Annotated in this window: 13 protein-coding genes; 6 read left to right on the forward strand and 7 right to left on the reverse strand. The window is 68.6% G+C overall.

Annotated elements, in window-relative coordinates:
• Positions 1 to 22 precede the first annotated feature (22 nt).
• Both tpiA and aspS read left to right on the forward strand, forming a co-directional pair.
• On the forward strand, positions 23 to 784 hold the full coding sequence (tpiA, locus tag CSW62_RS10910) for a triose-phosphate isomerase (RefSeq protein WP_099577675.1): 762 nt from the start codon (positions 23 to 25) through the stop codon (positions 782 to 784).
• A 132-nt stretch (positions 785 to 916) separates the two neighbouring features.
• Positions 917 to 2,755: an aspartate--tRNA ligase gene (gene aspS / locus CSW62_RS10915; RefSeq protein ID WP_199170570.1), complete on the forward strand. Its 1,839-nt coding sequence runs from the start codon at positions 917 to 919 to the stop codon at positions 2,753 to 2,755.
• An 85-nt stretch (positions 2,756 to 2,840) separates the two neighbouring features.
• Here the strand turns inward: aspS and CSW62_RS10920 are convergent, their stop codons facing one another.
• The 3 genes from CSW62_RS10920 to CSW62_RS10930 form a co-directional block, all read right to left on the reverse strand.
• Positions 2,841 to 3,713 carry a pentapeptide repeat-containing protein gene (locus tag CSW62_RS10920; RefSeq protein WP_099577677.1) on the reverse strand — a complete coding sequence of 291 codons (873 nt, stop codon included), beginning with the start codon at positions 3,711 to 3,713 and terminating at the stop codon, positions 2,841 to 2,843.
• A gap of 94 nt (positions 3,714 to 3,807) precedes the next feature.
• Positions 3,808 to 4,299, reverse strand: coding sequence for a pentapeptide repeat-containing protein (locus CSW62_RS10925; protein WP_099577679.1), 492 nt, complete (start codon positions 4,297 to 4,299; stop codon positions 3,808 to 3,810).
• 71 nt (positions 4,300 to 4,370) lie between these two features.
• Positions 4,371 to 7,112 carry a ribonucleotide reductase gene (locus CSW62_RS10930; protein WP_099577681.1) on the reverse strand — a complete coding sequence of 914 codons (2,742 nt, stop codon included), beginning with the start codon at positions 7,110 to 7,112 and terminating at the stop codon, positions 4,371 to 4,373.
• 291 nt (positions 7,113 to 7,403) lie between these two features.
• Here CSW62_RS10930 and CSW62_RS10935 point away from each other — a divergent pair, with 291 nt between their 5' ends.
• Both CSW62_RS10935 and CSW62_RS10940 read left to right on the forward strand, forming a co-directional pair.
• Positions 7,404 to 7,799, forward strand: a complete 396-nt coding sequence (locus CSW62_RS10935) for an NADH:ubiquinone oxidoreductase subunit NDUFA12 (protein WP_099577683.1) — start codon at positions 7,404 to 7,406, stop codon at positions 7,797 to 7,799.
• Between the two features lie 5 nt (positions 7,800 to 7,804).
• The gene (locus tag CSW62_RS10940; protein WP_099577685.1) at positions 7,805 to 8,482 is read left to right on the forward strand and encodes a DUF2155 domain-containing protein; all 678 of its coding nucleotides are present in this window, start codon (positions 7,805 to 7,807) and stop codon (positions 8,480 to 8,482) included.
• Here CSW62_RS10940 and aat read toward each other — a convergent pair.
• The 4 genes from aat to aroQ form a co-directional block, all read right to left on the reverse strand.
• Positions 8,419 to 9,072 carry a leucyl/phenylalanyl-tRNA--protein transferase gene (gene aat / locus CSW62_RS10945; protein WP_099577687.1) on the reverse strand — a complete coding sequence of 218 codons (654 nt, stop codon included), beginning with the start codon at positions 9,070 to 9,072 and terminating at the stop codon, positions 8,419 to 8,421. The genes CSW62_RS10940 and aat overlap by 64 nt on opposite strands.
• A gap of 13 nt (positions 9,073 to 9,085) precedes the next feature.
• Entirely contained in the window at positions 9,086 to 10,432 is a 1,347-nt protein-coding gene (accC, locus tag CSW62_RS10950; protein WP_099577689.1) for an acetyl-CoA carboxylase biotin carboxylase subunit, read from the reverse strand.
• Between the two features lie 5 nt (positions 10,433 to 10,437).
• Positions 10,438 to 10,944: an acetyl-CoA carboxylase biotin carboxyl carrier protein gene (gene accB, locus CSW62_RS10955; protein WP_099577691.1), complete on the reverse strand. Its 507-nt coding sequence runs from the start codon at positions 10,942 to 10,944 to the stop codon at positions 10,438 to 10,440.
• A 61-nt stretch (positions 10,945 to 11,005) separates the two neighbouring features.
• Positions 11,006 to 11,446 carry a type II 3-dehydroquinate dehydratase gene (aroQ, locus tag CSW62_RS10960; protein WP_099577693.1) on the reverse strand — a complete coding sequence of 147 codons (441 nt, stop codon included), beginning with the start codon at positions 11,444 to 11,446 and terminating at the stop codon, positions 11,006 to 11,008.
• A 78-nt stretch (positions 11,447 to 11,524) separates the two neighbouring features.
• Between aroQ and thiS the strand changes: the two genes are divergently transcribed.
• Both thiS and CSW62_RS10970 read left to right on the forward strand, forming a co-directional pair.
• The gene (thiS, locus tag CSW62_RS10965) at positions 11,525 to 11,725 is read left to right on the forward strand and encodes a sulfur carrier protein ThiS (RefSeq protein ID WP_099577695.1); all 201 of its coding nucleotides are present in this window, start codon (positions 11,525 to 11,527) and stop codon (positions 11,723 to 11,725) included.
• 45 nt (positions 11,726 to 11,770) lie between these two features.
• Positions 11,771 to 12,583: a thiazole synthase gene (locus CSW62_RS10970; protein ID WP_099577697.1), complete on the forward strand. Its 813-nt coding sequence runs from the start codon at positions 11,771 to 11,773 to the stop codon at positions 12,581 to 12,583.
• The last annotated feature ends 9 nt before the right edge of the window (positions 12,584 to 12,592 follow it).

Here is a 12,592-nt window from a genome sequence, read left to right on the forward strand (position 1 = left end):
CCGTGACCCCAAGAAGGCCTTCATGACCTTATCGAACACGACTCCCCGGCCGCTGATCGCGGGAAATTGGAAGATGAACGGCCTCTCCGCCGCGCTCGACGAGGCGCGCGCCGTCGCCGCGGGCCTGGAGCGCCAGCCCGCCGGGGCCCGCGTGGCCATCTTCCCGCCCGCCACCCTGCTGCACCGCCTCGCCGAGGCCGTCGAGGGGTCTCATCTGCTGACCGGCGGTCAGGACTGCCACGGCAAGGCCAGTGGGGCGCACACCGGCGACATCTCGGCCGAGATGATCGCCGACGCCGGCGGAACCCTGGTCATCGTCGGCCACTCCGAGCGACGCACCGACCACGGCGAGACCTGCCAGCAGGTCGCCGCCAAGGCCGAAGCGGCCATCGCGGCGGGCCTGGAGCCCATCGTCTGCGTTGGCGAGAGCCTGGATCAGCGCGAAGCGGGGGAGGCGGTGGCCTTCGTCGTCGGCCAGCTGCACAACTCCCTGCCGCCCAGCCTGGCCGGCAAGGCGTTTAACGTGGCCTATGAGCCGCTCTGGGCCATCGGCACGGGCCACGTGGCGTCGGTCGACAATATCATCGAGATGCACGCGGCCATCCGCGCCGAACTGATCGCCCTGTTCGGCGAGCAGGGCGCCGCCATCCAGATCCTCTACGGCGGCTCGGTAAAGCCCGAGAACGCCCGGGAGATCCTGGCCGCGCCGGACGTCGGCGGCGCCCTGGTCGGCGGCGCTTCGCTGAAGGCCAAGGACTTCCTGGCTATCGTCGAGGCCGCCTGAGGCTGAAAAGCTCCCGCGGACGGGCCGTGCAAGCGCGAGACCCGTCCCATTGGCCGTCCCAGAATCCTTGACATCCCGGCGCCCACGTGCGCCTTACCGCGCCTTGCAAATCACCGCGTATTCAAGACTTTCATGACCTCCATGCACGCCTATCGCACCCACAACTGCGGCGCCCTGCGCGCCTCCGACACCGGTTCCTCGGTGCGCCTGTCGGGGTGGATCCACCGCAAGCGCGACCATGGCGGCCTGGTTTTCATCGATCTGCGCGACCACCACGGCCTGACGCAGCTCGTGTTGCACCCGGAGACCCCGGGCTTCGCGATCGTCGAGCGCCTGCGCGCCGAGAGCGTGATCAAGATCGACGGCGAGGTCGTCGCCCGCGACGCCAGCGTCGTGAACCCGAACCTGCCGACCGGCGAGATCGAGATCCGCGTCTCGGCCGTCGAAGTGTTGTCCGAGGCCGCCGAGCTGCCGCTGCCGGTCTTTGGCGAGCCCGACTATCCGGAAGAGATCCGCCTCAAGCACCGCTATCTCGACCTGCGTCGCGAGACCCTGCACAAGAACATCGTCCTGCGCTCGCGCGTGATCCAGTCGATCCGCAACCGCATGTTCGCGCAAGGCTTCAACGAGTTCCAGACGCCGATCCTGACGGCCAGCTCGCCGGAAGGCGCGCGCGACTTCCTGGTGCCCTCGCGTCTGCACCCGGAAAAGTTCTACGCCCTGCCGCAGGCGCCGCAGCAGTTCAAGCAACTGCTGATGGTCTCGGGCTTCGACCGCTACTTCCAGATCGCCCCGTGCTTCCGCGACGAAGATCTGCGCGCCGACCGCAGCCTCGAATTCTACCAGCTCGACGTCGAGATGAGCTTCGTGACGCAGGAAGATGTGTTCGCGGCCATCGAGCCGGTCATGCACGGCGTGTTCGAGGAGTTCTCGAACGGCAAGCCGGTCTCGCCGATCAGCGGAACCCACACCTTTACCAACGACTTCGGTCAATCGTTCGAACACAAGGGTTTCGAGCGCCTGACCTACGCCCAGTCGATGGCCTGGTACGGCAGCGACAAGCCGGACCTGCGCAATCCGATCAAGATGCAGAACGTCTCGGAGCACTTCCGTGACGGCGGCTTTGGCCTGTTCGCCAAGATCCTGGGCGCTGACGCCAAGAACCAGATCTGGGCGATCCCTGCGCCGACCGGCGGCAGCCGCGCCTTCTGCGATCGCATGAACAGCTGGGCCCAAGGCGAAGGCCAGCCGGGTCTTGGCTACGTCTTCTGGTCGGAAGATCAAGGCGGCTGGGGCGGCCCGATCGCCAAGAACCTGGGCGAACCGACGCAAGCCCTGATGGAATCGCTGGGCCTCGGCGCCGGCGACGCCGCCTTCTTCGTGGCCGGTGATCCGTCGGTGTTCACCAAGTTCGCCGGCCTGGCCCGCACGCGGGTCGGCACGGAGCTGAAGCTGGTCGACGAGAACCAGTTCAAGTTCTGCTGGATCGTCGACTTCCCGATGTTCGAGTGGAACGAGGAAGAGAAGAAGGTCGACTTCTCGCACAACCCGTTCTCGATGCCGCAGGGCGGTCTGGAGGCCCTGGAGACCCAGGATCCGCTGACCATCCGCGCCTACCAGTACGACATCGTCTGCAACGGTTACGAGCTGTGCTCGGGCGCGATCCGGAACCACAAGCCCGAGATCATGCTGAAGGCCTTCGCCACCGCCGGCTATGGCCCGGAAGTGGTCGAGGACCAGTTCGGCGGCATGCTGAACGCCTTCCGCTATGGCGCGCCGCCTCACGGTGGCCTGGCCCCCGGCATCGACCGCATCGTCATGCTGCTGGCCGACCAGGTCGCCATCCGCGAGGTCATCGCCTTCCCGCTGAACCAGCAGGGCCAGGACCTGCTGATGAACGCGCCGGCCAACGTGCTCGACAAGCAGCTCAAGGAGCTGCACATCCGCACCGCGCCGCCTATCAAGGTGTAAGCGCGGGCGAGAGCCCAGATACAAAGAAGCCCTCCGGTCTAGCGATCGGAGGGCTTTTTCTTGGTCGGTTGGCCTTAAGCGCCGATCACCACTTCTTGGGCGATGGCGGGGCCGGGGGCGCGGGCGGGGCCGGCGGGGCCTTGGGCACTTCGCGCAGCAGCATGAAGCGTCCACCCTTGATCCCGTTGCACGGCCGGACGGTCAGGCCCGACGGCAGGCGGGTGGCGCTGTCGCCGCAGGCCTCGTCCAGTTGATCCTGTTCCAGGCCCCGGGCGTTCGACAGGTCGGCGCCGCCCAGATTGACCATGGAGAGGTCGGCGTTGCGGAAGTCCGCGCCGTTGAAGAGGGCGCCGCGCAGGTTCGAGCCGGTCATGTCGGCGTTGCGGAACCGGGCGCCGTCGAAGCGCGCGCCCTGGAAATTGGCGTGGTTGATGTCGGCGTTCGAGAAGTCGGCGTCGCGGGCGTTGGCGCCCGACAGGTTGGCGGCGATCAGCTCGGCATTGGTGAAACGCGCCTTCTGCAGGTTGGCGCCGTTCAACTGGGCGGCGTGCAGCTCGGCCGATGACAGGTCGACGCGGAGAAGGGTGGCGCCGGTGAAGTTGGCGCCGCTGCTCTCGATGCCGGACATGCGGGCGTCGGTGAAATTGGCGCCGGTGAAGTTGGCGCCGCGCATCTCTGCGCCGCGCAGGTCGGCGCGGCTGAGGTCCGAGGATTGGAAATTGCTGCCGTAGAACATCGCGCCGCGCAGGTCGGCGCCGATCAGGATGGCCTTGGCGAAGTTGGCGCCGGTGAACTTGGCGTTCATCAGCTTGCGACCGGCGAGATCACAGTTGGCGCACATCCCGCCGAAGGAGGTCAGCTTGGCGACGTCCTTGTCTTCGATCGAGGCCTGAGCCTGGCCGGACATGGCCAGCAGGCTCAGGGTCAACGCGGCGATGGAAGCGCCCAGGCGGGACATCAAGTTCTCCGTTCAGTCCATAAGCGACTGTGTGAGTTACGGTTTGAACCGACGGCCGCCTGGAAGCCACTTAAATTGCGGTAATGACGGGGATTTAACGGCAGAGCGGGATGCGCAGCTTGCCCGGAAGATAGGTAGAACCATCCCCGCAGGCCTGGTCCAGCTGGGCCTGGGTGAGGCCGACCGCGCGGTCCATTTCCGCGCCCGAGAAGTTGGCGCCCGATAGTCTGGCCCCGGAGAAATTCGCGCCCTGCAGATAGGCCCCGACGAAGCTTGAGTTCGTCAGGTCCGCGCGGGCGAAGCTGGCGCCGGTCATGACAGCGCCATAGGCGTTGACGTCGCGCAGGTCGCCGCCGGTGAAGCGGGTGCGGTTCATGATCGCCGTCGAGAAGTCGGCCTGACGCAGGCGCGCGCCGGCCAGGTTCTTGTTCTTCAGCTCCAGGTTCGACAGGTCGGCCTGGAACAGGTTGCAGCGCGGACAGTTGGCGCCGTTGCGGACGGCCGAGATCTGGCCGGCGTTCTGGGCGTTGGCCGAACTGGCTAGAACCAGGACGGCGAGGGCCGAAAGAAGGGCGATCGGTTTCATTCTGGCGCAGGTCCTACGCGAAAAGGGCGTTCGCACCCTGCCGCAGCAAGCTTAACGCCAACCGAACACGGTCAAGACGAGGCCATCGGTCCTGGACGGTCCGACTGGGCCCCGCAGGTGTCGCAAACGGTCATGCCGCCACGCTTGGTCAGCGAGAGATCGCCGCAGGCCGGGCACATCTCACCCTCGGCGCCGGGACGATCCTGGCCTTCCACGCGCCGGCGGCCGAACGAGGCGAAGACCAGGTTGTCATGCGCGGCGCCGCGCGAAAAACCCTTTGAAATGAACAGACTGGCCGGCACGGGAGCAGCCTCGGCCTCGTCGAGCTCGTCGCCCGGGCGGCCCTTGCCCGCGCCCAGGCCGTCGGCGTTGAACTCGCCCGGATCGCCATTGGCCAGGTCGTCGCGGCCCAGATACGACACGCCCAACTCTCGGAAGACATAGTCCAGGATCGAGGTCGCCGACTTGATCGAGTCGTTGCCGGTGACCGGGCCCGCCGGTTCGAACTTGGTGTAGACGAAGGCGTCGACGAACTCGTGCAACGGCACGCCGTGTTGCAGGCCCAGAGAAACGGCGATGGCGAAGTTGTTCATCAGGCTGCGGAAGGCCGCGCCTTCCTTGTGCATGTCGATGAACAGCTCGCCCAGCTCGCCGTCCTCGTACTCGCCGGTATGCAGATAGACCTTGTGGCCGCCGACAGCCGCCTTCTGGATGTAGCCCTTGCGGCGATCGGGCAGGCGGCGGCGCGAGCGATCGCGCTCGACGATCTTCTCGACCACCCGCTCGGTGACGACAGGATCGCGCGCCATCTGTTCGCGAAGGGGCGTAGCGGCGCGTGGCGCTTCGGCGGCGGGCTCGTCGGGCAGGTTTAGCTTGAAGTCGGTCGGGGCGGCGGCGCGCTGCAGACGCAGCGCTCGAATCCCGGAGCGGGCGGCGGCGGCCTGGGCGCGGACGGCGTCGGCCGGACGGCTGTCGAAAGGCACGGGGATCGGGACCGCAGTCGGCAGACAGGCGAAGGCCTCGACGGCGGCCAGCATGGCCAGGCGATCAGCCAGGACCGGCGCCTCGACCGACTTGAAGGCCTCGCGCAACTCCGGGTTCAGGGCTTCGCAGTCGCCCAGCGAACCTGCGCCCAGGGCGTGGCGCTCGGCGGCGGCGATTTCGGCGGCCGAGAAGTCGGCGAAGGCCAGGGTGTCGAAGTCGCGGCGGGCCACGTCCTCAGCCGAGGCGCCCAGCACGTCGCGCAGGAAGCCCGCGCCGATCACGGCCGGGGCGAAGGCGGCGCGCATGCCATGGTTCTCGCGAAGAGCGTGCTCGGCCTTCTCGATCTCGTGAGCGGTGAAGCCGCGCGCCTGCAGCATGGCGTGGTCGATCGCGGGGCTTTCCGCCAGCGAGCCAAGGCCCAGGGCGTGGCGCCGGGCGGCGTCCAGGTCGGCGCCTTCGCTGGACAGGGCCTCGAAGGTGGCGGCGCTGAAGGTCGGCAGCAGGAAGCCGTCGGCGGTCTGGGCGACCGACACCGGCGACATGGCGCCCGCAGGGCCGACCGGAGCGCCGCCGAGGCGCAGGCTGGCCTCCAGGTCCTCGAACGGACCGACCAGGGCGGCCGAGCGCAGGCCGTGCTTGCGGGCCAGGGCGTGGGCGGTGGCCAGGGCGGCGGCGGCCTCGGTAGCCAGGGCCGAGCGCAAGGCTGCAGCGCGGACCCGGCGCTCGGCCAGGGTCTTGAGCACGCTTTGCTTGTCCTGCGCGAAGGCGGCGTCCGGACCCATGACGGCGGCGGCCTCGGCGCTGGCCGACAACGCCGCGCCGACCGCGAGGGCCCAGAGGACGGCCGCGCCGTCTCGGCCCTCGATGCTGGTCTGGGCCCAGCCTTGGCTCAGCAGGCAGTCGCCGACCCCGGCCAGGCCGAGGCGGGCGGGGCGCTCGCCGCGCTCCAGCTCCAGGGCCGTGGCCCACAGGTGGCAGACATAGGTGAAGCGCTCGACGTCGAAGCCGTCGGCGTCCAGGAAGGCGCTGGCGTCGATGGCCGCGCCGATCTCGACGCCGCGCGACAGAAGCTCGGCGTCCACCGGCGACAGGGCCAGGGTGAGGGCGCTGGTCTCCCAGCCGACCTGGGCGGCGAAGGCGGCGGCCTCGTTGCCCGCGGCCACGTCCTGACGCGACGCCGAGGTGACCATCGCCATCTCCGCCACGACCGATGGCTCGGCCAGGGGCGTGCGCGGGGCGTCGGCCGTGGCGATGGCGTCGAGGATGGTGCGGTCGTCTGCGCCCAGTTCGCGGGCCTTGCGGGCGGCTCGGGCCAGGGCGGGGTTCTTGCGGACGTCGGCGCAGGCGCGCGGATCGCCCGAGCAGCGGCGGACCGCGTCGGCCACCTGGGCCAGGGCGGCGTCCAGCCGTGCCGAGGCCTGAGCAGCAAGCGCGCGGCCACGGCGACGGCCCAGGCTCTGCCTGACGATGCTCTGGAACTCGAATTCGGCGATCTCGGGCAACAGGTCCAGGCCCGCCTGGCCGCCGGTCGGCGTGGCGATCCCCGACAGCATGGTCGCCAGCAGGGCCTCGCGGAAGGCGCTGGCGTCGGCCTTGTCACCGAACAGGCCGCGCGCCAGGCCAGCCTGGGCCACGCGCTCGGCGTAGCGGGCCGGGCCGCCACCCAGCGCGGCCTTTGGCTCGATCTCGCCGGCCCAGTCCAGCCAGGCCTCGACGCGGGCGTCGCTCCAGGCGCTGGGCGCGGAGACCACGACGATCTCGTCGGCGCGCTCGAGGTCGCGCCACTCCATCGCGGGAACACTTCCGGCGGCTTTGGCGGGGGTGCGCATGGGCGAGTTCCGGATCTGGTCGGCCAGTCTGATGTCTTACCAAGTTCCTAACGGCTGATTCCGTGCCGCTGGGATGCGCGTAAGGTCGCACCCCACGCTAGAACCTTGATCGCCGAGCCTCAATAGATGTTGCGGGTGCGGGGGCTCTAATCCACAAGATGTTGAAGTTGCGGCAGACGGCGCGACGCTGGACGCTGAGGGCGCGAAACCCTATAGTCCGGCCGCTTCGCCGTGCGTGTCGCGGCCTGCTGAGTGCGCCTTCTGGGCCTTATAAATTCGGGTGCGAACGTAGTGCTGAAAGCGATCTTCACGTGGTGGAACGGCGCGACCATTGGTCAGCGTTTCCACATCGGCCGCCGCGGCGTGTTTGTCGGCAAGGACGATTACGGCAACAGCTACTTCGAAGCCCGCGACAACAGCGACAGCTATGACGCGCGCAAGCGCCGCTGGGTGATCTACAGCGGCTATGCCGAGGCCTCCAAGGTTCCGCCGGACTGGAGCGGCTGGCTGCACTACACCTTTGACGAAGTCCCCACTCAGACGCCGCTGAACCGTCGCGACTGGGAGAAGGATCACATCCCGAACCTGACCGGCACCGTGCACGCCTGGCGCCCGAAGGGCTCGCTGACCCGTGGCGGCGAGCGCGCGGCCGCGACCAGCGACTACGAAGCCTGGAAGCCGGAATAGTCTCGATGGCCCGCCGGGCGTCCCTGGTCGCCAAAGTCACGGCCCTTGGTGCGGTCCTGTCCGGCCTGGCCGTGACGGGCGCCGCCGTGGCGCGCCAGAACAGCGCCCCGCAGGCCCAGACCCCGCCCGCGGCCGTCCAGGCCCCGGTCGCGCCGGCTCCGCGCCCCGTCACGCCCGCGCCGACGCCGGGCGAGTTGCGTCCGGCTCAGCCGACCACGGTGTCGCCTGCGGTCGCCAATCCCGTTCCCCCGGCTTCGCCGCCGCCCGCCACGGCGACCACGCCGAAGGCGGCCGCGACGACCCCGGCCAAGCCGCCCGAGCCGGCCAAGCGCCAGCGCTACACGATCGCCATCCTGCAGGCTCTGGACAAGGTCACGACCGAGACCATGCGGTTCGAGGTCCCGGTCGGTCAGCCGATCCGCTACAAGACCCTGATCTTCACCGTCCGCGCCTGCGAGACCGCCGCCGCCGACGAGGTGGCGCCGGAGACGGCGGCCTATGTAGTGGTCGACACCCAGCCCAAGGCCCAGGCCGGCCGCGCCGCGCCGCCCGGACGTCAGGTCTACAAGGGTTGGATGTACGCCAGCTCGCCGGGCCTGAACCCGCTGCAGCATCCGGTCTATGACGCCTGGCTGATCGCCTGCAAGCAGACGATCCCGGTCGCGCCACCCGCCAAGCCGTAGAAGTCGCCCTGGACCGTCAAGGCCTTGGCCAGCCGTCGGCGATAGTCCACGCGGCTGATCTCGACCGTGCCGAACTGCGTCAGGTGCTCGGTCAGGAACTGGGTGTCCAGCAGCTGGTAGCCGCCAGCCAGCATCCGCGCCACCAGATGCACCAGCGCCACCTTGCTGGCGTCGCGCGCGGTCGAGAACATGCTCTCGCCGAAGAACGCCCCGCCCAGTGAGACGCCATAGAGGCCGCCGACCATCTCGTCGCCCAGCCAGGTCTCGACGCTGTGGGCCAGACCCCGCGCATAGAGCTGGCCGTAGAGGCGTTGGATGGGGTGGTTGATCCAGGTCTCGACCCGCCCGGGTCTTGAGGCCGCGCACGCTTCCACGACCGCGTCGAAGGCGGTGTCGATCCGCACCTCGTACGGCCCGTTGCGGACCGTGCGGGCCAAGCGCTTGGGTATGTGAAAGTCCCCGAGCGGCAGGACGCCCCGCCGCTCGGGATCGATCAGGAAGAGGCTTTCGTCCTCGCGGGCGTCCGCCATGGGGAAGACGCCGCGCGCGTAGCAGGCGATCAGATCGTCGACCGTGAAGGCGTCGTCCATCGCTGTTCCGGACCTAAGCCTCTTGCGCTTTGATCCAGCGTTCCAGCCAGTGGATGTCGTAGTCGCCGGCCAGGATGTCGGGCTGCACCAGGAGGTCCTGGAACAGCGGGATCGTGGTCTCGATGCCGCCGACGACCATTTCGCCCAGGCAGCGCTTCAGGCGGGCGATGCACTCGGCGCGGTCGCGGCCGTGCACGATCAGCTTGCCGATCAGGCTGTCGTAATAGGGCGGGATCGCATAGCCGGTGTAGATCGCCGAATCCAGGCGAACGCCCAGGCCGCCGGGGGCGTGGAAGTCCGTGATCACGCCCGGCGAGGGCGTGAAGGTCCGCGCGTTCTCGGCGTTGATCCGGCACTCGATCGCGTGGCCCTCGAAGACGACGTCTTCCTGGGTGAACGACAGCGGTAGGCCGGCGGCGATGCGGATCTGCTCGCGCACCAGGTCGATGCCCGTGATGGCCTCGGTGACCGGGTGCTCGACCTGCAGGCGGGTGTTCATCTCGATGAAGAAGAACTCGTCGTTCTCCCACAGGAACTCGATGGTCCCGACGCCCAGGTAGCCGATGGCCTTGACCGCGTCGACGACGACCTTGCCGATCTTGGCGCGCCCGTCGGCGGACAGGGCCGGCGAGGGGGCTTCTTCCAGCACCTTCTGGTGGCGGCGCTGCAGCGAGCAGTCTCGTTCGCCCAGATGGACCACGTTGCCGTGGCTGTCGGCGATGACTTGCAGCTCGATGTGGCGCGGCTTCTGGAGGTAGCGCTCCATATAGACCGTGTCGTCGCCGAACGCGGCGCGGGCCTCGGCGCGGGCGGTCGAGACCGCTTCGGCCAGGTCTTCACGCGTCTGGGCGACCTTCATGCCACGACCGCCGCCGCCGGAAGCGGCCTTGATCAGCACCGGGAAGCCGATCTCGTCGGCGGCCGCGAAGGCCTCTTCCTCGGTCGAGACGCCGCCGTTCGAGCCGGGGACGACCGGGATGCCGGCGTCCTTCACGGCCTGCTTGGCGGTGATCTTGTCGCCCATCATCCGGATGTGCTCGGGCTTGGGACCGATGAAGGTGAAGCCGTGCGCGCCGACGATCTCGGCGAAGCGGGCGTTCTCCGACAGGAAGCCATAACCGGGGTGGATCGCCTGGGCGCCGGTGATCTCGGCCGCCGCGATGATCGACGGGATGTTCAGGTAGCTCTTGGCGGCGGGCGCGGGGCCGATGCAGACGCTTTCGTCCGCCAGGCGCACCCACATGGAGTTGCGGTCGGCCTCGGAGTGGACCGCCACGGTGGCGATGCCCATTTCCTTGCAGGCGCGGTGCACCCGGAGCGCGATCTCGCCCCGGTTCGCGATGAGAATCTTGTCGAACATGAGCGTTACTCGATGACGACGAGAGGCTCGCCGAACTCGACGGGCTGGGCGTCGGCGACCAGGATCTCGATGACCTTGCCGGCCTTCGTCGCCGCGATCGGGTTCATCGTCTTCATGGCTTCGACGATCAGCAGCGTCTGGCCGGCCGAAACGCTGTCGCCGACCTTGACGAAGGCGTCCGCGCCCGGCTGGGGCGACAGATAGACGGTGCCGACCATCGGCGACTTCACGGCGTCGCCACGGGCGGCGGCCGGAGCCGGAGCGGCCTCGACGGCGGCGGGCGCTGCAGGCGCGGCGGCGACCGGCGCCGGGGCGTAGGCCGGGGCGGCAGCCTGGACGTAGTTGACCGGGGGCGCGGTCAGTTCGCGGGCCACGCGGATCTTCAGGCCGCCGTGTTCGACCTCGATCTCCGTGAGGCCCGTGTCCTTCAGGATGTCCGCGATCTTGCGGACCAGACGGGCGTCGATGGCCGGAGCTTCGACCGGCTCGGCGGGGGCCTTGGGGTTCGACATGGAAGCTTACCTTGTTCTCTTGAGCGCCTCGGCGGCGGAAAAACGCCGGGCGTTATCGTTGTTAAACGCGGATCAGGCCGAAAGCAGCCTCAAGCGCCAGTTCATAACTCGCCGCGCCGAAGCCGGAGACGATCCCGGTCGCGGCCAGCGAAACGAAGGTGTGGCGGCGGAATTCCTCCCTCGCCGCCGGGTTGGACAGGTGGCACTCGATCACCGGAATGCTCAAGGCCTTGAGCGCATCCAGAAGCGCGATCGAGGTGTGGCCGTAGCCAGCCGGATTGATGATCAGCGCCGAGGCCGACTCACGCGCCTCGTGCACCCAATCGATCAGCACACCCTCATGGTTGGACTGGCGGAAGACCACCTCGACGCCGCGCGAAGCCGCCCGCGCCTCACAGCGCGTCCGGACATCCTCGAGCGTGTCCTTGCCGTAAATCTCAGGCTCGCGGGTCCCCAACAGGTTGAGGTTAGGTCCGCTCAGCACGTGGATCGGTTTTACCATGCGGCTCCGCCGTCGATTCCGAGGGTCTTGTATAGCCGGTTCCGCCGGGTCACAAGCACGGCTCGCTTCGGAGGTGAGATGAGGCTTTTACTGAACGGGGAAGAGCGGGACGTGGCCGACGTCGTCACGATCGCCGATCTGGTGGGCGCCCTGGGCCTGGACGCCCGCAAGGTGGCCGTCGAGCGCAACCTCGAAATCGCGCCGCGCTCGACCTATGCCCACACGGAGTTGGCGGACGGCGACCGCATCGAGATCGTGACGTTTATCGGCGGCGGTTGATCCTCCGCATTTGAAACGCCGGCTTCCCGGGCGTAAACCACCCCCATGAACGCGCATGTTTCCCCCGACACCGTCTCGACGCCGGACACCGAAGAAACCTGGACCGTCGCCGGCCGCACCTTCCGCTCGCGCCTGATCGTCGGCACGGGCAAGTACAAGGACTATGCGACCAACGCCGCCGCCGCCCGCGCGGCCGGGGCCGAGATCGTCACTGTGGCCGTGCGCCGCGTGAACCTGACCGACCCGACGCAGCCGCTGCTGGTCGACTACGTCAAGCCCAGCGAATTCACCTATCTGCCCAATACGGCGGGCTGCTTCACCGGCGAGGACGCCGTGCGCACCCTGCGCCTGGCCCGAGAGGCCGGTGGCTGGGACCTGGTCAAGCTGGAGGTCCTCAGCGACCCCAAGACCCTGTTCCCGGACATGGAAGAGACCCTGCGCTCGCTGAAGCTGCTGGTCGCCGACGGCTTCCATGTGATGGTCTATTGCTCGGACGATCCGGTCTATGCCCGCAAGTTGGAAGAGGCCGGCGCCGTGGCGATCATGCCGCTGGGCGCGCCGATCGGCTCGGGCCTGGGCATCCAGAACCGCGTGAACCTGCGGATCATCGTCGAGAACGCCGGCGTGCCCGTGCTGGTCGACGCCGGCGTCGGCACGGCCTCGGACGCGGCCATCGGCATGGAGCTGGGCTGCGACGCCATCCTGATGAACACCGCCATCGCCGAGGCCAAGGATCCGATCCGCATGGCCAAGGCCATGAAGCACGCGGTCATCGCGGGGCGTGAGGCCTATCTCGCCGGCCGGATGCAGAAGCGCCTGTACGCCGATCCGAGCTCGCCGCTGGGCGGGCTGATCTGACCTCGGACG

The organism is Caulobacter sp. FWC2 (assembly GCF_002742625.1).
In the GTDB taxonomy this organism is placed as follows: Bacteria; Pseudomonadota; Alphaproteobacteria; order Caulobacterales; family Caulobacteraceae; genus Caulobacter.

What these genes read in the sequence shown, in the direction of transcription:
- tpiA (WP_099577675.1), top strand. Translation starts at nt 23, where the DNA reads ATGACCTTATCGAACACGACTCCCCGGCCGCTGATCGCGGGAAATTGG.
- aspS (WP_199170570.1), top strand. Translation starts at nt 917, where the DNA reads ATGACCTCCATGCACGCCTATCGCACCCACAACTGCGGCGCCCTGCGC.
- CSW62_RS10920 (WP_099577677.1), bottom strand. Translation starts at nt 3,713, where the DNA reads ATGTCCCGCCTGGGCGCTTCCATCGCCGCGTTGACCCTGAGCCTGCTG.
- CSW62_RS10925 (WP_099577679.1), bottom strand. Translation starts at nt 4,299, where the DNA reads ATGAAACCGATCGCCCTTCTTTCGGCCCTCGCCGTCCTGGTTCTAGCC.
- CSW62_RS10930 (WP_099577681.1), bottom strand. Translation starts at nt 7,112, where the DNA reads ATGCGCACCCCCGCCAAAGCCGCCGGAAGTGTTCCCGCGATGGAGTGG.
- CSW62_RS10940 (WP_099577685.1), top strand. Translation starts at nt 7,805, where the DNA reads ATGGCCCGCCGGGCGTCCCTGGTCGCCAAAGTCACGGCCCTTGGTGCG.
- aat (WP_099577687.1), bottom strand. Translation starts at nt 9,072, where the DNA reads ATGGACGACGCCTTCACGGTCGACGATCTGATCGCCTGCTACGCGCGC.
- accC (WP_099577689.1), bottom strand. Translation starts at nt 10,432, where the DNA reads ATGTTCGACAAGATTCTCATCGCGAACCGGGGCGAGATCGCGCTCCGG.
- accB (WP_099577691.1), bottom strand. Translation starts at nt 10,944, where the DNA reads ATGTCGAACCCCAAGGCCCCCGCCGAGCCGGTCGAAGCTCCGGCCATC.
- aroQ (WP_099577693.1), bottom strand. Translation starts at nt 11,446, where the DNA reads ATGGTAAAACCGATCCACGTGCTGAGCGGACCTAACCTCAACCTGTTG.
- thiS (WP_099577695.1), top strand. Translation starts at nt 11,525, where the DNA reads ATGAGGCTTTTACTGAACGGGGAAGAGCGGGACGTGGCCGACGTCGTC.
- CSW62_RS10970 (WP_099577697.1), top strand. Translation starts at nt 11,771, where the DNA reads ATGAACGCGCATGTTTCCCCCGACACCGTCTCGACGCCGGACACCGAA.